The organism is Nocardia sp. NPDC003482 (assembly GCF_053588115.1).
In genome coordinates this window covers 216,292-240,534 of record NZ_JBSFPI010000003.1, presented here as the reverse complement: position 1 = coordinate 240,534, position 24,243 = coordinate 216,292, and the positions used below count along the sequence as shown (strand labels likewise).

7 protein-coding genes are annotated in these 24,243 nt (G+C 70.8%); 5 read left to right on the top strand and 2 right to left on the bottom strand.

All coding sequences use genetic code 11. The features are described 5' to 3' along the window. Nucleotides 1-28: 28 nt before the first annotated feature. From ACWDSJ_RS06505 to ACWDSJ_RS06495, 3 genes are all read left to right on the top strand, one after another. Nucleotides 29-17,374: an amino acid adenylation domain-containing protein gene (locus ACWDSJ_RS06505; protein ID WP_450030017.1), complete on the top strand. Its 17,346-nt coding sequence runs from the start codon at nt 29-31 to the stop codon at nt 17,372-17,374. A 137-nt stretch (nt 17,375-17,511) separates the two neighbouring features. Next, nucleotides 17,512-18,540 carry an alpha/beta hydrolase gene (locus tag ACWDSJ_RS06500; protein WP_387363034.1) on the top strand — a complete coding sequence of 343 codons (1,029 nt, stop codon included), beginning with the start codon at nt 17,512-17,514 and terminating at the stop codon, nt 18,538-18,540. A gap of 280 nt (nt 18,541-18,820) precedes the next feature. Then, entirely contained in the window at nt 18,821-20,068 is a 1,248-nt protein-coding gene (locus ACWDSJ_RS06495) for an Nramp family divalent metal transporter (RefSeq protein WP_450029711.1), read from the top strand. Nucleotides 20,069-20,085: 17 nt separating this feature from the next. Here the strand turns inward: ACWDSJ_RS06495 and ACWDSJ_RS06490 are convergent, their stop codons facing one another. Next, the gene (locus ACWDSJ_RS06490; RefSeq protein ID WP_450029709.1) at nt 20,086-20,964 is read right to left on the bottom strand and encodes a polysaccharide deacetylase family protein; all 879 of its coding nucleotides are present in this window, start codon (nt 20,962-20,964) and stop codon (nt 20,086-20,088) included. Between the two features lie 64 nt (nt 20,965-21,028). Here ACWDSJ_RS06490 and ACWDSJ_RS06485 point away from each other — a divergent pair, with 64 nt between their 5' ends. After that, nucleotides 21,029-21,412, top strand: coding sequence for a MerR family transcriptional regulator (locus ACWDSJ_RS06485; RefSeq protein ID WP_450029707.1), 384 nt, complete (start codon nt 21,029-21,031; stop codon nt 21,410-21,412). Between the two features lie 22 nt (nt 21,413-21,434). Here the strand turns inward: ACWDSJ_RS06485 and ACWDSJ_RS06480 are convergent, their stop codons facing one another. Further along, nucleotides 21,435-22,952 carry an aldehyde dehydrogenase family protein gene (locus ACWDSJ_RS06480; protein WP_450029705.1) on the bottom strand — a complete coding sequence of 506 codons (1,518 nt, stop codon included), beginning with the start codon at nt 22,950-22,952 and terminating at the stop codon, nt 21,435-21,437. A 280-nt stretch (nt 22,953-23,232) separates the two neighbouring features. Here ACWDSJ_RS06480 and ACWDSJ_RS06475 point away from each other — a divergent pair, with 280 nt between their 5' ends. After that, nucleotides 23,233-24,222, top strand: a complete 990-nt coding sequence (locus tag ACWDSJ_RS06475; RefSeq protein WP_450029703.1) for an ATP-binding cassette domain-containing protein — start codon at nt 23,233-23,235, stop codon at nt 24,220-24,222. The last annotated feature ends 21 nt before the right edge of the window (nt 24,223-24,243 follow it).

The window sequence follows — 24,243 nt, the reverse complement described above, 5'->3', positions numbered from 1 at the left end:
ACCACGTGTCACCACGTTGCCGCAACTCCTGGCGACCGCGGTGGAGGTGGATCCGGCCGCGCTCGCCGTCGTGTTCGCCGACGCCACCGCCACCCTCGCCGAACTGACCTACGCCGAACTCGACGAACGCTCCACCCGCCTGGCCCGCCTGCTGATCGAGCGGGGCATCGGGCCGGAGGATCTGGTGGCGGTCGGCATCCCGCGGTCGATCGAGTCGGTGGTGGCGGTGTGGGCCGTCGCCAAGACGGGCGCGGGTTTCGTGCCCGTGGACCCGAACTATCCGGCCGAACGCGTCGCCCACATGGTCGCCGATTCGCGCGCGGTCGTCGGCCTCACCGTCGCCGCCGAACGCGCCGACCTGCCCCCCGAGGTCGAGTGGCTGACCATCGATGACGCCGCCCTCACCGCGCGGCTCGAGGAGTTCTCCGCCGATCCGGTCACCTACGCCGACCGGCTGCGTCCGCTGCGCGCCGAACATCCGGCCTATGTCATCTACACCTCCGGGTCGACCGGCAAGCCCAAGGGCGTGGTGGTCACCCAGGCCGGGTTGTCGAGCTTCTGCGACGAGCAACGGGAACGGTATCGCGTCGACGGTGATTCGCGCGCACTGCATTTCGCGTCGCCGTCGTTCGACGCGTCGGTGCTGGAACTGCTGCTCGCCGTCGGCGGCGCGGCGACCATGGTGGTGGCCGCGCCGTCGGTGTTCGGCGGGGAGGAACTCGCGGCGCTGCTCGCCCGCGAGGAGGTGACGCACGCCTTCATCACCCCGGCCGCGCTCGCCTCGGTCGACCCCACCGGCCTGGACGATCTGCGGGTGGTGGTGGCGGGCGGCGAGGCGTGCCCGCCGGAACTGGTGCGGCGCTGGGTGTTCCGGATCGGCTCGACCGGGCGGCCGCGCGAGTTCTACAACGGCTACGGCCCGACCGAGACCACCATCATGACCAATATCAGCGCGCCGTTGCAGCCCGGCGCGCCGGTCACCATCGGCGGGCCCATCCGCAATATCACCGAATACGTTCTGGACGAACGGCTTTCGCCGGTTCCCGACGGCACGGTCGGCGAGCTCTACATCACCGGTGCGCAACTGGCCCGCGGGTATCATGCTCGGCCCGGGCTCACCGCCGCCCGATTCGTGGCCAACCCCTTCGGGGTACAGGGGGGCGCCGGTGGCGGAGGGGGACAGGGGGGCGCCTCTGGCGAAATCGGCACCCGCTTGTACCGCACCGGCGACCTCGTCCGCCGCACCGCCGACGGCGCGCTGGAATACCTGGGCCGCAACGACTTCCAGGTGAAGATCCGCGGGTTCCGGATCGAGCTGGGTGAGATCGACGCGGTGTTGGCCGCGCACGAGGCGGTCGATTTCGCCGTCACCGTCGGGCACACCCTCGACAGCGGCGCCACCATCCTCGCCGCGTATGTGCACCCCGCGCCCCGCGCGGCCATCGATGTCGCCGACCTGACCGCGCACGCCGAACGCAGCCTGCCCGGGCATATGGTGCCCACCTCGATCACCGTGCTCGACGAGATCCCGCTGACCCCGGTCGGCAAGCTCGATCGCGCCGCCCTGCCGGAACCGGTGTTGCAGACCAAGCGTTTCCGCAGCCCGGAGGGGCCCCTCGAGCAGTTGGTCGCCGGGGTGTTCACCGAACTGCTCGATCCGCAGACCCCGATCGGCGCCGACGACGACTTCTTCGAACTCGGCGGCAACTCGCTGGTCGCGACCCGGGTGGCGGCCCGGCTCGGCGCGCTCGTCTCGGCCCGGGTGCCCGCGCGGCTGCTGTTCGAGGCGCCCACGGTCGCCGAACTCGCGGTGCGGCTGGAACCGCTGAAGGGCGAGGGCGATCGACTACCGCTGACCGCCATGCCCCGGCCCGAACTCATCCCGCTGTCGCTGGCCCAGCGCCGGATGTGGTTCCTCAACCAGTTCGATCCGGCCTCCCCGGCCGACAACATCCCGTTCGCCATCCGGCTCACCGGACATCTGGACGTCGACGCGCTCGCCGCGGCCGTCGCGGACGTGATCGAACGGCACGAGACGCTGCGCACGATCTACCCGGCCGTGGACGGCACCGGCCACCAGGTCATCCTGCCCACCGCGCAGGCCACCCCCGATCTGGCGCCGAAACCGTTGCGCGAGGACGAGATCGAGGAATGGGTCGCCGGATACGCGCTCACCGGCTTCGACGTCGCGAGCGAGGTGCCGCTGCGCATCGGCCTGGGCGAACTGGCCCCCGACGATCACGTCATCGCGGTCGTGGCGCACCACATCGCCGCCGACGGCGCCTCGGTCGGGCCGTTCATGCGCGATCTGCTGGCCGCGTTCCTCGCCCGCCGCAACGGGGCCGTCCCGTCGTGGCCGCCGCTGCCGGTGCAGTACGCCGACTACGCGCTGTGGCAGCGCACCGTGCTCGGGGCGGAGTCCGATCCGGATTCGCTTGCGGCGAAACAGATCTCGTACTGGCGCGACGCCCTGGCGGGCCTGCCCGATCGGCTGGACCTGCCCGTCGACCGCCCCCGCCCGACCGTGGCGTCCGGGCGCGGCGCGGAATACGCCTTCGAGATCGACGCGGAGCTGCACGCCGACCTCGAGCGGCTCGCCCAGCGCTGCGGCGGCTCGCTGTTCATGGTGGTGCACGCCGCGTTCGCGGCACTGCTGGCGCGGCTGTCGGCGACCGACGACATCGCCATCGGCACCCCGGTCGCGGGACGCGGTGAGCGCGAACTCGACGGGCTGATCGGCATGTTCGTCAATACGCTCGTGCTGCGGACCCGGGTCGACGGGGGCGCATCGTTCGACGAGTTGCTGGCGTCTGTGAAGGACACCGATCTGGCGGCGTTCTCGCATGCGGAGTTGCCGTTCGAGCGGTTGGTCGAGGTGCTCGATCCGGTGCGGTCGCAGGCGCATCATCCGTTGTTCCAGGTGGCGTTGTTCTTCCAGAACATGGACAAGCCGCGGCTGGAGCTGCCGGGTCTGTCGGCCGAGGCGCTCGAATTCGACGGCGCCGTCGCCAAATTCGATCTCCAGCTGACCGTGCTGCCGCGCGCCGCGGGCATGTCGGCGCTGTTCACCTACGCCGTCGACCTGTTCGACGAGGACACCGTGGCCGGATTCGCCGACCGGCTGCTGCGCGTGCTCGAGGCGGTCGCCGCCGATCCCGTGCGACCCGTCGGCGATATCGAGCTGCTGCGCCCGGACGAGCGCGAGCGGATCCTGTACGACTGGAACGACACCGGCTATCCGGTCGAACCGGAACTGCTGCTCGACGGCTATCGGCGCGCGGTGGCGGAGTTCCCGGACGCGATCGCGGTGAGCTACGAGGGCGACACCCTCACCTACGCCGAGTTCGACGCCCGTGTGAATCAGCTGGCGCGGCTGTTGATTTCGCGCGGCGTGGGTCCGGAGTCGTTGGTGGGGTTGGCGATTCGGCGGTCGTTGGATCTGGTCGTGGGGATGTACGCGATCGTGGCGGCCGGTGGTGCGTATGTGCCGTTGGATCCGGATCATCCGGCCGAGCGCATCGCCCACATCCTGGACACGGCCCGCCCGATCGTGGTGGTGACCACCGTCGCCGATTCGGTCGCGGTGCCGATCGACACCCCGCTGCTGCGGCTGGACACCATGGATCTGAGCCGCTTCGATCCCAGCCCGATCCGGGACGGGGAACTCGTGCGCCCGCTGCGGCCCGAGCATCCCGCCTACGTCATCTTCACCTCCGGCTCCACCGGTCGCCCCAAGGGCGTGGCGATCTCGCACGCGGCCATCCACAACCAGATCACCTGGATGCTCGCCGCCTACCCGCTGGGTACGGGCGATGTGTATCTCCAGAAGACGGCGACGACGTTCGATGTGTCGTTGTGGGGTTACTTCATGCCGCTGCGGGCGGGGGCGAAGCTGGTCGTGGCGACGCACGACGGGCATCGGGATCCGGTGTACGTGGCGGAAACGATTGCGGCGCAACATGTCACGGTCACCGATTTCGTGCCGTCCATGCTCACCGTCTTCGCCACCCACACTTCCCCGCACGCCTGCCCGTCGTTGCAGGACGTGCTGGTCATCGGCGAGGCGCTGCCCCCGGAGACCGTGGACGCCCTGCATCGGGTGTCGCCCGCGCGGGTGCACAATCTGTACGGGCCGACCGAGGCGGCCGTTTCGGTCACCTACTGGCCCGCTTGGGGCGAGGACCGCCCGACGGTCCCGATCGGGTTGCCGCAGTGGAACACTCAGGTCTACGTGCTCGACGCGCGGCTGCGCCCGGTGCCTCCCGGGGTTCCGGGGGAGCTGTATCTGGCCGGGGACCAGCTGGCGCGCGGCTATGTGCGGCGGCCGGATCTGACGGCGGATCGGTTCGTGGCCAACCCCTTCGGGGTACAGGGGGGCGCCATTGGCGGAGGGGTACAAGGGGGCGCCATTGGCGGAGGGGTGCAGGGGTCCGCCGGGTCGCGCATGTACCGCACCGGGGATCTGGTGGTGTGGCGTCCGGCGTCCGGCGATCTGCCCGCGCGGCTGGATTACTTGGGGCGCACGGACTTCCAGGTGAAGTTCCGGGGGCAGCGGATCGAGCTGGGGGAGATCGAGACGGCGTTGTTGGCGCAGTCGTCGGTGAGTCAGGCGGTGGCGCTGGTGGTGCCGTCGACGCTGGGCGAGCAGTTGGTGGCCTACGCGGTGCCCGCGCCGGGGAAGCGGATCGACGCCGAGCGGCTGCGCGCGGCGCTGTCGGATTCGTTGCCCGCCTACATGATTCCCGCGGCCGTGGTGCCGCTCGCGGAGTTCCCGCTCAATGCCAGCGGCAAGCTCGACCGCAAGGCGCTGCCCGAACCCACCTTCGCCGCCCGCGAATTCCGCGCTCCCGCAACACCTGTCGAGGAGATCGTGGCCGAGATCTTCGGCGCGGTGCTCGGAGTCGAGCGGGTCGGCGCGGACGACGACTTCTTCGCCCTCGGCGGCAACTCGCTCATCGCCACCCAGGTCGTCGCCCGCGTCGGCGCGGCCATCGGTGGCCGGGTGCCGGTGCGCGCGCTGTTCGAGACGCCGATCGTCGCCGACCTGGCCGCGGCCGTGGAATCGCAGGCCCATTTCGATACCGCCGTGCCGCTGGGCAGCGTCGAGCGGCCGGAGCGGCTGCCGCTGTCGTTGGCGCAGCAGCGCATGTGGTTCCTCAACCGCTTCGACGACGGCGCGGGGTCGGCGGCCTACAATCTGCCGTTCGCGTTGCGTCTGACCGGCAGTCTGGACGCCGAATCCCTCAGTGCCGCTTTGGATGACGTGGTGGCCCGGCACGAGGTGCTGCGCACGGTGTACCCGGAGACGCCGGAGGGTCCGGTGCAGGTGATCCTGCCGCCGGACACCCGGCTGGGCGTGCGCGTCGAGCGCATCGCCGCCGCGGATGTCCCGGCCGCGGTGCACGCACTGGCGGCCACCCCGTTCGATGTCACCGCCGAGGTGCCGCTGCGGGTGCGGCTGCTCGAGATCTCGGATCTGGCGCCCGGCTCGAAGCGCGAATACGTGTTGGCCGTCGTCGTCCATCACATCGCGGGTGACGCCTCGTCCATGGGTCCGTTGGTGCGCGATGTGATGACCGCGTACGCGGCGCGCACGTCGGGGGAGGCCCCGGCGTGGCCGCCGTTGGCGGTGCAGTACGCCGACTACGCGCTGTGGCAGCGGGCGGTGCTCGGCGACGAGAACGACGCCCGATCCATCGCCGCCCGGCAGATCTCCTACTGGCGGCGGCACCTCGCCGACCTCCCCGACCTGCTCGAACTGCCCACCGACCGGCCGCGCCCGGCCGTGGCCACCCTCGCGGGGGCGCGCGTCCCGGTCGAGATCGATGCCGAAACCCACGCGGGGCTGGTCGAACTCGCTCATGCGCACGGGGCCACGGTGTTCATGGTCGTGCATTCGGCGCTGGCGGTGTTGCTGGCGCGGCTGTCGGGAACCGACGACATCGCGGTCGGAACGCCCGTGGCGGGTCGCGGTGCGGCCGAGTTGGACGATCTGATCGGCATGTTCGTGAACACGGTGGTGTTCCGGACGCGGCTGGATCGTTCGGAGTCGTTCGGGGAGTTGCTGATTCGGCAGCGCGAGGTGGATCTCCAGGCGTTCGCGCACGCGGATGTGCCGTTCGAGCGGCTGGTGGAGGTGTTGAATCCGCGTCGGTCGACCGCGCATCATCCGTTGTTCCAGGTGGGCTTGTCGTTCCAGAACGTGGCGCGGACGCAGCTGGATCTGCCGGGTCTGATCGTGCGGGGCGTGGACGCGGATCTCGATGTGTCGCAATTCGATCTGCACCTGATCGTGGCGGACGCCTACGGGGAGGACGGGAAGGCGGAGGGTATCGGTGGCTTCCTGACCTACGCCACCGACCTCTTCGACCACGACACCGCCGCGGAGTTCGTCGAACGCCTCACCCGGCTGCTCGCCGCGGTCGCCGCCGACGCCCACACCCCCGTCGGCGACATCGAACTGCTCACCGCCGCCGAACGCGACCGAATCCTGGTGTCCCGCAACGACACCGCGCAACCGACCGACACCGACCTCACCCTCGGCGATCTGCTCGACCGCTCGATATCGGCCGCGCCCGACGCCGTGGCGCTCGTCGCCGACCTCCCCGACAGCGTCGACGGACGGCTCGAACTCACCTACGGCGAACTCGGCGCGCGCGTCCACCGCCTCGCCCGGCACCTCGTATCGCTCGGCGTCGGACCCGAGACCCGGGTGGCGCTGGCACTGCGGCGCTCGGTCGACCTCGTGGTGGCCATGTACGCCGTCACCGCGGCCGGGGGCGCCTACGTCCCCGTCGACCCCGACCAGCCCGCCGAACGCATCCGCTACATCCTCACCGCCGCCGATCCGGTGTGCGTGCTCACTACCACCGAGATCGCCTCCGGGACAACGGTTTCCGTGGAGTCCGCCGAACCGGCACCGGTCCCGCGCGCCACCTCCGCCGACCGCGGCCACACCCTCGACTGGCGCGGTCGCCGCGACTCCATCCCGGCCCGCACCGAACCCGCGCCCCTCCCCGCGACCCGCCGGACCGGCGGCGTCCTCTCCGGCCTCCCGGCCCCGCTGATACGGCTCGACGAACTCGACCTGTCGCACTTCCCGGACGAACCGGTGACCGACGCCGAGCGCCGCGCGCCGCTGCGCCCGGAGAACACGGCGTATGTCATCTTCACCTCCGGTTCCACGGGTCGTCCCAAGGGTGTGGCGGTGCCGCACGCGGCCGTGGTGAACCAATTGCTGTGGAAGACGGCGGAATTCGGGCTCGGTGCGGATGACGCGGTGTTGTTGAAGACGGCCGCGACGTTCGATCTGTCGGTGTGGGAGTTCTGGTCCGCGGCGGTCTGCGGTGGTCGCCTGGTGATCGCCACCGCCGACGGGCACCGCGACCCGGTGTACCTGCACCAGCTGATGACGCGCGAGGGCGTGACCACCCTGCACGTCGTGCCGTCCATGCTCGACGCGCTGCTGACCGTCGGCACCGGGGCGGGCCCGCTGCGCCGGGTGCTCGCCATCGGCGAGGCCCTGCCCGGCGCGCTCGCCCAACGCCTGCGCGCCGCGCACCCCGGCGTCGAACTGTTCAACCTGTACGGCCCGACCGAGGCGGCCGTCTCCATCACCGCCCACCGCGTCACCGACGCCGACACCGTCGCGGTCCCGATCGGCCTGCCCGAGTGGAACAGCCGGGTGTACGTGCTGGATTCGCGGCTGCGTCCGGTGCCGGACGGGGTGCCCGGTGAGCTGTACCTCGCGGGCGCGCAACTGGCTCGCGGCTACTTCGGCCGCCCCGATCTGACCGCCGACCGCTTCGTGGCCGACCCCTTCGGGGGACAGGGGGGCGCCAACGGCGAAATCGGCACCCGCATGTACCGCACCGGCGACCTCGTCGCCTGGCGCGACGGCGAACTGGAATACCGGGGCCGCACCGACTTCCAGGTGAAGATCCGCGGCTTCCGCATCGAACTCGGGGAGATCGAGGCGGCGCTGCTCGCGCTGCCGGAGATCGCCCGCGCCGTCGTGCTGGCCACCTCCGACACCCGTACCGGCGACCGGCTCGTCGCCTACCTCGTGCCCGCCGACGCGGATATCGTTGTGGCGCGGGTGAAGTCGGCCCTGTCCGGCGCGCTGCCCTCCTACATGATCCCGTCGGCGTTCGTGGTGCTCGACGCGCTGCCGCTGACCGTGAACGGCAAACTCGACCGCAAGGCGCTGCCGGAACCCGAATTCGAGGCCGCCGCGTTCCGCGCCCCGGGCACGCCGGTCGAGGAGATCGTGGCCGCGGTCTACCGCGAGGTCCTCGGGGTGGACCGGGTCGGCGCGGACGACGACTTCTTCGCCCTCGGCGGCAACTCGCTGCTGGCCACCCAGGTCGCCGCCCGGGTCGGCGCGGCGCTGGACACCCGCGTGCCGGTGCGCGCGCTGTTCGAGGCCCCGACGGTGGCCACGCTCGCGGTGAAGGTCGAACGCGGTGCGAGCGAGACCACCCGCACCCCGCTCGTCGCCGTCGAACGCCCCGACCGGGTGCCGTTGTCGTTCGCGCAGCAGCGCATGTGGTTCCTCAACCAATTCGACACCGCCGCGGCCGTGTACAACATTCCCGTCGCCATCCGGCTCTCCGGCGCGCTCGATGTGGCGGCGCTGCGGCGCTCGGTCGCGGATCTCGTCGCGCGGCACGAGATCCTGCGGACCGTCTACCCGGCGATCGACGGGCGGCCCGTGCAGCGGGTGTTGCCGGTCGCCGAGGTGCCGGTGGATCTCGAACCCGTGACGATCGGGGAGGAACGCGTCGCCCACGAGGTCGGCCGGATGGTCGGCGCCGGATTCGACGTCAGCGCCGAGATCCCGTTCCGGATCGGGCTGTTCCAGCTCTCGGCCACCGAATACGTGCTGGTCTTCGTCGCCCACCACATCGCCGCCGACGGCTGGTCCATGGGCCCGCTCACCCGCGACCTGATGGTGGCCTACGTCGCGCGCTCCGGCGGCGGCGCGCCCGCGTGGGCGCCGCTGCCGATCCAGTACGCCGACTACGCGCTGTGGCAGCGCCGGGTGCTCGGCGACGAGAACGACCCCGAATCCCTCGCGGGCGCCCAATTGGCCTATTGGACAACCGAACTCGCCGATCTGCCCGACGAACTCACCCTGCCCGCCGATCGGCCGCGCCCGCCCGCGCAGACCTTCGCGGGCGGCAAGACCGACTTCGTGGTCGACGCCGAGGTCCATCGCGCCCTCGCCGAGCTGGCCCGGAGCCACAACGCGACGCTGTTCATGGTCGTGCACACCGCGCTGGCGGTATTCCTGGCGCGGCTGTCGGGCGGCGACGACATCGCGATCGGCACCCCGATCGCGGGCCGCGGCGAGGCCGAACTCGACGATCTGATCGGCATGTTCGTCAATACGCTGGTCCTGCGCACCCGGGTCGCGCCCGATCGGCCGTTCACCGAGCTGCTGGCCGCCAACCGCGAAACCGATCTGCGCGCCTTCGCCAACGCCGACATCCCCTTCGAGCGACTGGTCGAGGCGCTCGACCCGGCCCGCTCCGCCGCCCGGCACCCACTGTTCCAGGTGGCGTTGTCGTTCGAGAACCTCGCCGGGACCGCCTTCGACCTGCCCGGCCTGAGCTTCACCGCGCTCGACCCGGCCGCCGACACCGCCAAGTTCGATCTGCTGCTGACCATGCGCGAACAGCGCGCCGCCGACGGCTCCGAGGCCGGGCTCGCGGCCGAGATCACCTACGCGCGTGACCTTTTCGACGAGGCCACGGTCGCCGACCTCGGCCGCCGGTTCCGCCGCCTGCTGGCCGCCGTCGCCGCCGCGCCCGCCACCGCGGCCGGGGACCTGGATCTGCTCGACGACTCCGAACGCGCCGACCTGGTCCGCCGCGCGGGCGCCCCCGCCGTTCCGCCGCGCACGCTGCCCGACCTCATGGCCGCCGCGGTCGACGCCAACCCCGACGGCCCGGCCGTGGTCTATCAGGGCCGCAGTTACAGCTACACCCAGCTCGACCTCGCCTCGTCCAAGCTGGCGCGGCGGCTCGTCGAACTCGGCGCGGGCCCCGATGTGCTTGTCGCCGTGGCCATTCCGCGCTCCATCGAGGCGGTCGTGGCGCTCTGGTCGGTGACCAAGTCGGGGGCGGCGTTCGTGCCCGTGGATCCCACCTATCCGGCCGACCGGATCGCGCACATGGTGGCCGACTCCCGTGCCGCGCTCGGGGTGACGCTGCGCGCGGTGGTGGCCGAACTGCCCGAGGTGAGCGGCGGCTGGGTCGTGCTCGACACCCCGGAGTTCGCGTACCAGGTGGATTCGCTGTCGGGGGAGCCGATCACCGACGCCGATCGCCTCGCGCCGCTGCGACCCGGCAACGCCGCCTACGTCATCTACACCTCCGGCTCCACCGGGCTGCCCAAGGGCGTCGTGGTCACCCACGCCGGGCTGGCCAACTTCAGTGCCGAACAGGTGGAACGCTATGGGCTCGACCATGATTCGCGCGCCCTGGCCTTCGCCTCGCCGTCGTTCGACGCCTCCGTGCTGGAACTGCTGCTGGCCGTCGGCGGCGCGGGCGCGCTGGTGCTGGTGCCGCCGCGCACCTTCGGCGGCGACGAACTCGCCGACCTGATCGCCCGCGAACGCGCCACCCACGCCTTCCTCACCCCGTCCGTGCTGGCCTCGCTGGACCCCGCCGCGCTCGCCGAGATGAAGGTGATCGTCGCCGGTGGCGAGGCCGTGCCCGCCGAACTGGCCGCGAAATGGGCCGGGGCGCCGGGGCGCCGATTCCACAATGGGTACGGGCCGACCGAGACCACGGTCATGACCAATATCAGCGACCCGCTGACTCCGGGCGAGCCGGTGACCATCGGCGGGCCGATCCGGGGGATTCGGGCGCTGGTGCTGGACGCGCGGCTGCGGCCGGTGCCCGAGGGCGTGGCGGGGGAGTTGTATCTCGGCGGTATTCAGTTGGCGCGCGGGTATCACGATCGGCCGGGGCTGACCGCCGCCCGTTTCGTCGCCGACCCCTTCGGGGTCCAGAATGAGGGCGGCGGACGCCTGTACCGCACCGGCGATGTGGTGCGGTGGCGGCGGGGCGAAGGTGTGCTGGAGTATGTGGGCCGCAACGACTTCCAGGTCAAGGTGCGCGGGTTCCGGATCGAGCTCGGCGAGATCGACAGCGCGCTCGCCGCGCGGCCGGGTGTGGACTTCGCGGTCACCGTGGGGCACGAAACCGACGCGGGCGCAACGATTCTCGTGTCCTATGTGCGGCCCGCGCCCGGGGTCACGCTCGACACCGCCGCGCTCACCGAGGAATTGGGCCGCGTGCTGCCCGAATACATGGTGCCCACCGCGATCGTGGTGCTCGACGAGATTCCGCTGACCCCGGTCGGCAAGCTGGACCGCCGGGCGCTGCCGGAGCCGGTGCTCGAGACCCGCGCCTACCGCGCCCCGCGTACCCCGGCCGAACAGGTCGTGGCCGAGGTGATCGGGGAGGTGCTCGGCAGGGACCGCGTCGGGCTCGACGACGACTTCTTCGCCCTCGGCGGCGACAGCATCGTCTCCATCCAGGTGGTCTCGCGGGCGCGCGGGCGCGGCGTGCACCTCACCCCGCGCGACGTGTTCGAGAACCGCACGGTCGAGGCGCTGGCCCGCGCCGCGACCGTCGACGCCGACACCGCCGAACCGGCCGCGGCCACCGGTCCGCTGCCGCTGCCGCCGATGGCGGTGCGGCTGTTGCAGATCGACCCCGCCGGTCGCGACAACCGCGCCATCGCCCTGAGCATCCCGAGCGACTGCCCGCCCGCCCGCATCGCCGCCGCCGTCGACTCGGTGCTGGAGCGGCATCCGATGCTCTCGGCCCGGCTGGAACCGGCCGACGGGTCGCCGCCGGTGGTCGCCGCGGAACCGGTCGAGACGGACGCGACCCGGTTCCTGCCGGTGCCGACGGTCGCCGCGCCGGGCGAGGTCCTCGACACCGACTGGGCCGAGGCCAAGACGCAGATCCTGCCCGTCGCCGCGGATCCCGAGACCCGGCTGCTGCCGATGCCGCCCGCCGCCGAGGCGTCCGCGAAACCCGAACCGCGCCTTGCCCTTCCGGAGCGGCCGGAACCGGCGGAGTTGCGGCGATTCGTGCCCGCCGACGACAGCGCCGAGGTGGCGCTGCGCACGCTCGCCGCCGAACTCGATCCGTTCGCCGGTCGCAATATCGGCTTCGGCCTGATCGCCCCGACCGAACCCGACGCCGACCCCGCGCCGGGCACGCTGGTCGTGGTCGCCAACGGCATCGTCGTCGACGACGCGTCCTGGCGGGTGATCGTGGACGAGTTGTCCGCGGCCTGGTCCGGCGGGCACGCCGCCGCCGCGGCCCTCGACGCCGGACCCGCACGGGTGACCCGCGCCCTGGCCGAGCGCGCCACCGATCCGGCCACCACCGGCGAATTGTCCTGGTGGCGCACCGAACTCGCGTCCGTCCCCGCCGAGGAGCCGATCGACGGCGTCGACCTCACCGCGCGCGGGCGGGTGTCGCTGGTCATCACCGCCGAGGGCGCGGCCGCCGTGGGCGCGGTGGCCGACGCCTATCACGCCTCGGTGGAGGACGTGCTCGTCACGGCCTTCGCGCTCGCGCTGCGGCCGCCGTTGCACGGGGCCGCGGCCGCGCTGATCGGACCGGTCGTGCAACTGGCCGCCGACGGCCGCACCGTCACCGGGCCCGGATCCTTCGGCACCGTGGGCGGTTTCACCACCACATTCCCGCTGGTGCTCGGCCTCGACGGCGTCGACGTCGAGGACGCGCTCGTCGGCGGACCGGCCGCGGGCCGGGCGCTGGCCCAGATCAAGGAGTCGCGCCGCGCGGTGCCCGACCACGGGGTGGGCTACAGCCTGCTGCGCTATCTGAATCCGGGCACCGCCGACGCTCTCGCCGCGCTCGCGCACGGCCGGGCGGCGCTGCGCTACCGCGATCTGCGTCCCGCGCACGCGTATCCGGACACCCCCGCGGCGGACCTGTTCCTGGATCTGACCGTCGACGCCACCGAGGACGGGCTGCTGGCCCGGTTCGACTACGCCACGGCCGTGCTGGACGTCGAGCGGATCAAGGAGTTCGCCGGGCACTGGGTGCGCGCGCTGGGCGGGCTCGCCGAACACGGAACCCGTTCGGGCGTGGGCGGTTTCACGCCCTCGGACTTCCCGCTGGTGCGTCCGGCGCAGGCCGATATCGATCGGCTGCACGCGGCGTACCCGAATCTGATCGACGTGTGGCCGGTCACCCCGTTGCAGTCGGGGATGCTGTTCCACGCGCTGCTCGCCGACGCGTCGGTCGACGTCTACACCACCCAGTTCAGCCTCGACCTGAACGGCACGGTGGACGAGCGGCGGCTGCGCGAGGCGGCGCAGGCGGTGCTGGACCGGCACGACAATCTGCGCGTCGCCTTCGCCGACGACGCCGACGGCAGGCCGGTGCAGGTGGTGCTGGACCGGGTCGAATTGCCTTGGCGCGCTGTCGATCTCGCCGATCTGAGCCCGGCCGAGGCGCGCGCCGAGCTGGCCCGGATCGAGGCCGCCGACTACGCCGACCGCTTCGACATGCGCACCGCGCCGCTGCTGCGCTTCGCCCTGATCCGCACCGCCGCCGACGCCTACCGGCTGCTGGTGACCAGCCATCACATCCTCATCGACGGCTGGTCGATGCCGCTGCTCATGCAGGATCTGCTCATCCTGTACGCGCTCGGGCCGCGCTCGCGGCAGCTGCCGCCCGTGCACTCCTACGGCGACTATCTGCGCTGGCTGGTCGCCCAGGATCCGGACGCCGCGCGCGCCGCGTGGCGGACCGCGCTGGCCGGGATCACCGAACCCACCCCGCTCGCGCCGGTCGATCCGGGCCGCGAAATCGCCTCGGGCGTGGGCGAAGTCGGCTTCGAACTACCGGTGGCCGACACCACCGCCCTGACCCGGCTGGCCGCCCGGCTCGGCGTCACCGTCAATACCGTCGTGCAGGCGGCGTGGGGTCTGCTCATCGGGCGCAGCGTCGACCGCGACGACGTGGTGTTCGGCGCGACCGTCTCGGGACGGCCGCCGGAACTGGCGGGCGTGGAGACGATGGTGGGCCTGTTCCTCAACGCCATCCCGGTGCGGGTGCGGCTGCGCGCCGACGACACCCTGGCCGGGCTGCTGCGGCAGTTGCAGGGCGAGCAGGCCGATCTGCTCGACTATCACTACCTGGGGTTGAGCGATATCCAGGAGACCGTCGGCGTGGAGGGGCTGTTCGACTCGCTGGTGGTGTTCGAATCGTTCCCCGTGGACCGCGAGGGACTGGACCGGGCGAGCGCCATCGACGGCATGCGCGTCTCCGGTGTCGGGTCGGTCAACGGCACGCACTATCCGGTGACCGTGATGGTGGTGCTGGATCAGCAGTTGCGGGTGTCGCTGAAGTATCTGCGCGACGTGTTCGACGAATCGACGGCACAGGCGCTGGCGCAACGGCTTTCGCGGTTGATCGGCCGCTTCACCACTACCCCGCAGGCTCGTGTCGCCGAGGTGGACGCGTTGCTGGACGACGAGCGCGCCGCCCTCGCCGAACGCAACGCCACCGCGGCCCCCGAACTGGTCGACGACGACGCGACGCTGCTGACGCTGTTCGACGCCCAGGTCGCCCGCACCCCGCACGCTCCCGCGCTGCACTTCGGCGACACCACGCTCAGCTACCGCGAACTCGACGAGCGTTCCCGCGCGCTGGCCGCCGCCCTCGCCGCGCGCGGGGTCGGGCCCGAGCAACTGGTCGCGGTGGCCATGCGGCGCTCGATCGAACTGGTCCTGGCGATCTACGCGGTGCTGCGGGCGGGCGGCGGCTACGTGCCGATCGATCCGGACCATCCGGCCGAGCGCAACGAATTCGTGCTCGCCAACGCCGATCCGGTGTGCGTGCTGACCACCGGGCGCGACGGATTCGCCACGGACACCGGCGCTCTCGTGCTCGACGTCACCGACCTGTCGACCGATCGGAGCGTCGCCCCGGTCGAGGTCGGCGCGGACGGCGTCGCCTATGTCATCCACACCTCCGGCTCCACCGGCCGCCCCAAGGGCGTGGTGATCACGCACCGGCAGATGGTCAACCAGTTCCGGTGGGCGCAGCGGACCTATCCGCACGACACCGGCGACGTGGTGCTGCACAAGACGCCCATCACCTTCGACATCTCCACCTGGGAGCTGTTCTGGCCCTTGCAGACCGGCGCGGCCGTCGTCATCGCCGAACCGGACGGGCACCGGGATCCGGCCTATCTGGCGCGGCTCATGGAGGAGCGTTCGGTGAGCACGGTGCATTTCGTGCCGTCCATGCTGGACGCGTTCCTCGATCCGGCCGCCAATCCGCATGTGGCGCAGGGACTTCCGGCGCTGCGCCGGGTGTTCGCCGCGGGGGAGGCGTTGACCGGGGAGACCGCGGCGGCCTTCGCGGCCCGCTTCGAACAGGCCGAGCTGGTGAACTGGTACGGCCCGGCCGAGGCCACCGTGGTCACCGCGTACCCGGTGGACACCGCGCCAGCCGGGAACGTGCCGATCGGATTGCCCGTCGCCAATACCCGGGTCCACGTGCTGGATCGGCAACTGCGGCCGGTGCCGCCGGGCGCGCCGGGCGAACTGTACGTCGCCGGTGTGCAATTGGCGCGCGGCTATCTGGGCGCGCCCGCGCTCACGGCCGAGCGGTTCGTGGCCGACCCCTTCGGGGTACCGGGGGGTGCGACGGGCGGATCGGGGGGCGCGCTTGGCGGATCGGGGGGCGCACCTGGCGGATCAGGGGGCGCGCTTGGCGAATCAGGGGGCGCGCCTAGCGAATCGAGGGGCGCTGCTGGCGGACCGGGGGGCGCGCTTGGCGAATCGCGGGGTGCTGCTGGCGAATCGGGGGGCGCGGCTGGCGCATCGGGCGGCGGGCGTCTGTATCGCACGGGCGATATCGTGCGCTGGCGGGACGGCGTGCTGGAGTATTTGGGGCGCACCGACTTTCAGGTGAAGCTGCGGGGGCAGCGGATCGAGCTGGGGGAGATCGAATCGGTGCTGGCCGCGCACGAGTCGGTGCGGCACGCCGTGGTCTCGTTGGTGCGGGACGGCTCGGGGGATCGGCTCGTCGCCTATCTCGTGCCGCCCCCCGGTGGGACGGTGGACGAGGGCGCGGTGCTCGGGCGGGCCCGGGAATCGTTGCCCGCGTACATGATTCCGGCCACGGTCGTGGTGCTGGCGGAACTGCCGCTCAATGCCAGCGGCAAACTCGACCGCAAGGCGCTGCCGGTGCCGCGGGCGGCCGGGCGGCCGTACCGAGCGCCGACGACACCGCTGGAACAGACCGTGGCCGACGTGTTCGCCGAGGTGCTGGGCGCCGAGCGGGTCGGGCTGGACGACGACTTCTTCGATCTCGGCGGCAACTCGCTCGTCGCCACCCGCGCGGTCAGCAGGCTGCGCACGCTCACCGGGGCCGAGGTGCGGGTGCAGTGGTTCTTCACCGGCGCGACCGTCGCCACGCTGAGCGAGCGGATCCTGGCCGCGCTGTCGCGGGAACACGACTTCGACCAGGACTCCGACGCGGCGCTGTCGGTGCTGCTGCCGATCCGGGCCGAGGGCGCGGGCAATCCGCTGTTCTGCATCCATCCGATGTACGGATTGTCCTGGTGCTACGCCGGTTTGGCGCGCTACCTGGACGACACCCCGATCTACGGACTGCAATCCCCGGCACTGACCGAGGACGGCTACCTGCCCAACTCGCTCACCGAGATGGCCGTGCGCTACGCCGCGGAGATCCGCGCCGTACAGCCGCACGGCCCGTACCGGCTGCTCGGCTGGTCGCTGGGCGGGGTGCTCGCGCACGCCGTCGCGACCGCGCTCCAGGGCAGCGGCGAACAGGTGGAACTGCTGGCCATGCTGGACAGCCACCCCGACATCGACGTCGCCGACTTCCGCACCGCCATTCGAGAGGCGTTGGCGGAGATCGGGATCGGCGCGGAGGCGCTCGTCGGCGAGGGCGACATCCACGAGCTGAGCGACGAGGCGGTGGCCGCGCTGCACGCCACCATCCCGCCGGATATGGCCGTGCTGACGCCCGATCGGGTGCGGCGCATCTATCGCAGCGCGGTCCGCTCGGCCGAACTCATCGCCGAGTACTCGCCCGCGGTGTTCCGGGGCCGGCTCGACTACTTCAGCGCGCTCGGCCACGACACGGCCGCCCGGAACTGGCGTTTCTACGTGGACGGTGAGATCACCGATCACCCCGTCGCCGCGACCCACGACCAGATGACCTCGGCCGAGGCGCTGGCCGATCTCGGTCCGCGATTGGGACATGTGCTGTCGGTCGCGAACCAGCGCGGCCGCGATGGCATGATGGGGCGGGCGTCACGTAACGAGCGCCACTGAACGAACGACTAGCAAACCGTGGGGTCGGCTGTCCGACCCGGGCCAAACGGCGCTTTGAACAGGCAATCGAGCGGATAGCGAAGGTGTGAACATTGATTCGTCGACACTTCCGGCGTAGTGGTCTCAGGGCTGCGGCAGTGCTCGCGGCAACAGGAGTTCTCGCCGGCGTGGTCGCCGGAGTCGGAGCGACCAACGCCTCGGCGGACGACCCGATCATCGCGTCGAAGAGTCTGCTGGCCGACCCGAAGGCGCCCGACGGATCCCACATCAGCAAGGCGACCTACAAGGACGACCGCAACATCCGGCTCTACGTCTACTCGGCCGCCATGGACGAGACCTTCCCGGTCGACATCCAGCGTCCGGCCGACGCCTCGGTGCCGCGGCCGTCGCTGTATCTGCTCAACGGCGCGGGCGGCGGCGAGGACGACGCCTCCTGGGTGAAGAAGACCGATATCGTCAACGGGTTCCTCGCCGACAAGAACGTCAATGTCGTGCAGGTCATCGGCGGCAAGTGGAGCTACTACACCGACTGGTTGCAGGACGATCCGGTGCTGGGCCGCAACAAGTGGAAGACGTTCTTCACCGAGGAACTGCCCCCGCTGATCGACGGCGCGCTGGGCACCAACGGCGTCAACGCCATCGCGGGCCTGTCCACCTCCGGCACCACCGTGCTGAACCTGCCGATCGCCAAGCCCGGCCTGTACAAGGCCGCGGCCGCCTACTCCGGCTGCGCCCAGACCGCCGACCCGGCCGGTCGCGAATTCGTGAAGCTGACCGTCAACGTGTGGGGCGGCGGCGACGTCCGCAACATGTACGGCGACGACGACAACCCCGCCTGGGTGGAGAACGACCCGTACATCAACGCCGAGAAGCTGCGCGGCACCGAGCTCTACATCTCCAGCGGCAACGGCCTGCCCGGCCAGTACGACACCCTCGACGGCCCCTACGCCCTCCCCGGCTCCTACGGCCTGGGCAACCAGATCGTCATCGGCGGCGTCATCGAGGCGGGCACCAACTACTGCAGCCACAACCTCCAGACCAAGCTGAACAACCTGGGCATCCCCGCCACCTACAACTTCCGCAACTCCGGGACCCACTCGTGGGGCTACTGGCGGGACGACTTCATGAACTCGTGGCCCGTGCTGGCCCACGGGTTGGGGATCTAGCCCAAAGGGTCTGTCTCCGAGTTCATTTCGCCCTGCATCCGGCCGCTGGGGCGGCCGGATGCAGGGACAAGGGGAAGGCCGCCCGGGGGAGGGTGGGCTCGCGGCCTCCTCTTTCCCGCCCATGCAGCGTGCCCTGTCCTTTCCTCGGGAGCGCGGCCTCCTCTGTCCCTGCCCTCGGCCGCCCCAGCGGCCGAGGGCAGGGCATACCGCGCAAGTAGCCCGAATCACATTTTTCCGGACACCCCTCAACAAAAAGTTAGGGTGCCCGTAAACTCCATATATGAGTACGACCGTGGCCGAACCCAGGGGTGCACTGCGCCGCGTGCGCTCGGCCGCCGTGTTGCTCGGGCCGGCCTTCGTCGCGGCGATCGCGTATGTCGATCCGGGGAATGTGGCCGCCAATATCAGCGCGGGCGCGCGGTTCGGTTATCTGCTGGTGTGGGTGATCGTCGTGGCCAATGCGATGGCCGCCCTCGTGCAGTTCCTCTCGGCCAAGCTCGGGCTGGTGACCGGGCGGACGTTGCCGCAGGTGGTGCGGGATCGGGCGACGCGGCCGACGCGGCTGGCCTATTGGGCGCAGGCCGAATTGGTCGCCATGGCAACGGATCTCGCCGAGGTGGTCGGCGGGGCGATCGCGCTGCATCTGCTGTTCCGGTTGCCGTTGCTGGTCGGCGGGCTCGTCACCGGCGTGGTGTCGATGGTCCTGCTGACCGTGCAGAACCGGCGCGGGCAGAAGCCGTTCGAACGGGTCATCATCGGGCTGCTGGCGATCATCGCGGTGGGGTTCGTGGCGAGCGTGGTCATCTCGCCGCCGTCGGTGCCGGACACGATCGGCGGTCTGCTGCCGCGCTTCTCGGGCCCGGAGAGCGTGCTGCTGGCCGCCGCCATGATCGGGGCGACGGTCATGCCGCACGCGATCTATCTGCATTCGGCCCTCACCCGGGACCGGCACGGCCGGTCCGAGGACCGCGCGACGCGAATTCGCCTGCTGCGCATCACCCGCTGGGACGTGGGCACGGCCATGCTCATCGCGGGCGCGGTGAATCTGTCCATGCTGCTGATGGCCGCGCACACGCTGGGCGGACGCGAGGACGTCGACTCCATCGAGTCCGCCCATGCGGCGGTGCGCGATTCGCTCGGGCCGTGGGCCGCGCTGCTGCTGGCCGTCGGCCTGCTCGCGTCGGGGCTGGCGTCCACGTCGGTGGGCGCCTACGCCGGGGCCATGATCATGGAGGGCCTGCTGCGCCGCCGGATCCCGCTGCTGGCCCGGCGGCTGGTCACGCTGGTCCCCGCGCTGATCATCCTGGCCGCGAACATAGATCCGACGCGGGCGCTGATCGTCTCGCAGGTGGTGCTGTCGTTCGGCATCCCGTTCGCGCTGATTCCCTTGGTGCGCTTCACGAGTGACCGCGCCCTGATGGGGGAGCACGTCAACCATCGCGTGACCACCGCGCTCGCCTGGCTGATCGCCGCCGTCATCAGCACCCTCAACGTGCTGCTGATCTATTTGACTGTCACCGGGTCCTGAGTACGAAGTGCGCTGATCTACTTGACCGTCACCGGGTCCTGATTCGCGAAGTGCGCGGCGATGTCGTCGCTCGTGGTGACCCACACCCCTTCGTGATTGACGACGTAGTCCAGCGCCTCGTCCAGATACCGATGCCGGAACGCCTGCCCGGTGACGAACGGATGCAAGGCCAATGCCAGCACCCGCCCGCTGTCGGCGGAATCGGCGTACAGCTGATCGACCTGATCGGTGACCATGCGCACGAAGTCCGGTCCGGTCAGTCCCTTGGTGACGAAGACGCCGATGTCGTTGAGCTCCACCGAGTACGGAACACTCAGCAGCCCGGGCACATTCAGCCGATACGGCTGATCGTCGTTGGTCCAGTCCAGGACGTAGCTCAGGCCCAGTTCGGCCAGCAGCCGCGGGGTGTGGAAGGTTTCGGTCAGGCCCGGACCCATCCAGCCGTTCGGCCGCTGCCCGGTGGCCTTCTCGATGGTCTCGACGATGTCGCGCAGCACGCCGCGCTCCGCGTCCTCCGCGAGTCCGGTGTGCAGGTGGCTGTTGCTGCTGCCGTGTGCCAGCCACGCCCAGTCGCGCTCGCGCCCGGCGGCGATGATCTGTGGATAACGCTCGGCCACATCGGAATTCAGCAGCGCGCTGGCGCGAATCCCGTACTTGTCCAGGAGTTGGATCTGCCGCCAGATGCCCACCCGGGGTCCGTAGTCGCGCCAGCCGTAGTTGAGCGCGTCCGGCACCAGCGCGGTCGTGCCCTCGTAGGTCGAGGTGCCGGGCAGATCGACGTAGAAGTGCTCGATGTTCAACCCCACGTAGAACGCGATCCGCTTGCCGTCGGGCCAGTGGATCGGCTCCCGCTCGGTGATGGGACTGTAGTCGTAGAGGGTGATGTCGGTGCTCATGCCGCTATGCTGAAACCCTCACACAGATGTGAAGGTCAAGCCGAATCCTTGTGAGGTGGAGCATATGCGAATCGGTGAACTCGCCCGGCGCACCAACACCTCCCCGCGCCTGCTGCGCTACTACGAGGAACAGGGCCTCATTCGAGTCGCCCGCTGCGCCAACGGCTATCGCGACTACGACGAGCGCCTGGTCGACCAGGTGATCCACATCCGGGGCCTGCTCGAGGCGGGCCTGCCCACCCGCCTCATCAAGCAGATCCTCCCGTGCCTGGGCGACCCCGACGACATCCACTTCGCCGACGCCTCCCCGGAGATCCTCGCCACCCTCGAGGACCAGTGCGCCCGCCTCACCCAGCGCATCGACCTGCTCACCCGCAACCGCGACGCCATGGCCGCCTACATCGCCTCCCTGAAGAGTTGCGCCCGGTCCGCCACATCCGTCGCGTAGGGGGATGGACTGGACCGACCCGTCAGATCCGCCCGTGCCGGAGCCGGAAGATGAGCCGGGCGATCCGCAGATGCCGGGGGTGGCGGTCGAAGGTGGAGAGGTTGACCGGGGCGCGGTATTGCTTGCGGGCGATGGCGAGGGTGCGGCTGAACTCGCGCAGGCCCGCCTCGCCGTGGGCGTGGCCCTGGCCGTACTCGCCGACGCCGCCGAACGGCAGCGAGGGGATCCCGGCGTAGGTCATCGACGAATTGATGGTCACCACACCGGTTCTGATGCGTTCGGCGAGTTCGGGGACCGCGCTCACGTCGCGGCTGAACACCGGCACCGTGAGCCCGTGGTCGGCGGCGTTGATCCGCTCCACCGCCTCGTCCATGGTGGCCACCCGGTTCACGATGAGCACCGGCCCGACCGCCTCGCCGGTGATCGCCAGGCTCTCCTCGGGCACGTCGGTGAGCACGATCGGCTCGATATAGGGCTCCCGGAACGACTCCAGCCCGCCCACCACCGCCCGCCCACCGCGGGCGAGCGCGTCGGTGACCTGGCGCCGCACCACCTCGATCTGCGCCTCGAGGATCATCGGACCGTAGGACGCCTTGCGGTCGCCGCCGGGCCGCAGCTTACGGGCCTGGGCCACAACGCGTTCCAGGAACGGCTCGTAGACCGATTCGGCGACGTAGGCCCGCTGGATCCCGGCCGGACTCTGCCCAGCGTTGGACATGGCCCCGAAAACCGCTGCCTCGGCGGCATCGTCGAGTTTGGCGTCGACCTGCACCACCATCGAGCCCTTACCCGCGCGCTCCACCACCACCGGCGTCATGGTCTGCGCGCACAGCGAGATGACCTCGCGCGCACCGGCTTCCGGCCCGGCGTAGGCGATCTTGTCCACGCGCGCCCGGCACAGCGCGACCCCGGTGCCGGCGTCGCCGGTAACCGCTTGCAGCACGGGCTGATTCGGGGCCAGCCGCGCCCAGCTGTCGGCCAGCCACACGCCGACGCCGGAGGTGAGTTCGCTGGGCTTGAACACCACCGCGTTGCCCGCGGCCATGGCGTAGGCGATCGAACTCATCGGCGTGAACACCGGATTGTTCCACGGCCCGAGCACCCCGACCACGCCCAACGGCAGATAGCCGACCGAGGCGCGCTGATTGCGGGTGAGCCAGGTGGAGCCCAGACGCCTTCGGCCCAAGGCGGATTCGGCGTTGCGCGCGGCCCAGTCCAGATTCTCCACCGCGAGCATGACCTCGATGGCCGCGTCCACCTCGGGCTTGCCGGTCTCGGCGCAGACCGTCTCCACCAGTTCCGAGGCATTGCGGGCGATCGCGCGTTTCCAGTCCAGCAGCCAGCGCCGCCGCCCGGCGAAACCGATTGAGGTCCACCACTTCTCGGCCTGCCGCGCGGCCCGCACGGTACGTGTCACCTCGCCGGTGCCCATGATCGGATGATCGCCCACGGCCTCGCCGGTCCGCGGATCATAGGATGTCAGGACCTTCGAGCGGCCCGGCGGATGCGCCGCCGTGTGCGCTCGGGCGGACTCGGCCATTGGTCACCTCTCGAACAGCTGAGTCGGTGTCGGTTCCCCTCGTCCGCCACACTATGGGCGCGGACGTTGCACGGACAAGGAGCGGTCCGCGCGGCATACCGGATGGTCCGGCCCCGGACCAGCGCCGATCCGGAGTCGTACCGACAGGTATTACGAATTGTGAGTAAAGACACAAATATCCGATTCGCGAACTGGGTACCGAGGCGCACGACCAGTAACATCGGCGCGGTTGGAAGGGATCACCATTCGACGCCCCCCGGGCCCCGATAGTGGAGAGTTGATGCCGAGCTTGGACAACGCAGAATCGCACCCCGCGCCGGGTGCGCCCGCCGTGGCGGTCTCGGAGGTCCGCAAATCCTTCGGCGACGTCCACGCCCTGCGGGGCATCAGCTTCACCGCCGAACGCGGCTCGGTGCTGGGCATTCTCGGCCCCAACGGCGCGGGCAAGACGACCACGGTGAAGATCCTGTCCACCCTGCTGCGCCCCGATTCGGGCACGGCCGTGGTGGCCGGACACGACGTGAGCAAGGATCCCGCCGGCGTGCGCCGCTCGATCATGATGACCGGGCAGTACGCCGCCCTGGACGAGAATCTGTCCGGCCGCGAGAACCTCGAACTGTTCGGCCGCCTGATGGGTCTGAGCAAGAAGGCCGCCCGACAGCGCGCCGACACCCTGCTCGAGGAATTCGATCTGGTGAGCGCGGGCAAGCGTGCGGTCCGGCACTATTCGGGCGGGATGCGCCGCCGCGTCGACATCGCCTGCGGACTGGTCGTGCGGCCCGAGGTGGTCTTCCTCGACGAGCCGACCACCGGCCTGGACCCGCGCAGCCGCCAGGGCGTGTGGGATCTGGTGAACGCCCTCAAGGACCAGGGCATCACGGTCCTGCTCACCACCCAGTACCTCGAGGAGGCCGACGTCCTGTCGGACAACATCATCGTCATCGACAAGGGCACGGTCATCGCCGAGGGCACCGCCGACGAACTCAAGGAGAAGACCGGCGGCAGCTACTGCGAGGTGGTTCCGCTCGACCCGACCCGGCTGCGCGCCGCGGTCGACGCCCTGGGCGATCTGGTCCCCGAGACCGTGCGCGCCGAACTCGACGGGTCCGACCGGGTCTCGATCCCGGCCCCCGACGGCGCGGCCACCCTCGCCGAGGCGCTGCGCCGATTGGATTCGGCGGGAGTCGAATTGGCCGACATCGCGCTGCGGCGGCCCTCGCTCGACGACGTGTTCCTCTCGATCACCGGCCACTCGGGCGGCCGCCCGTGAGCGCTCCCGCCCTCGACGCGC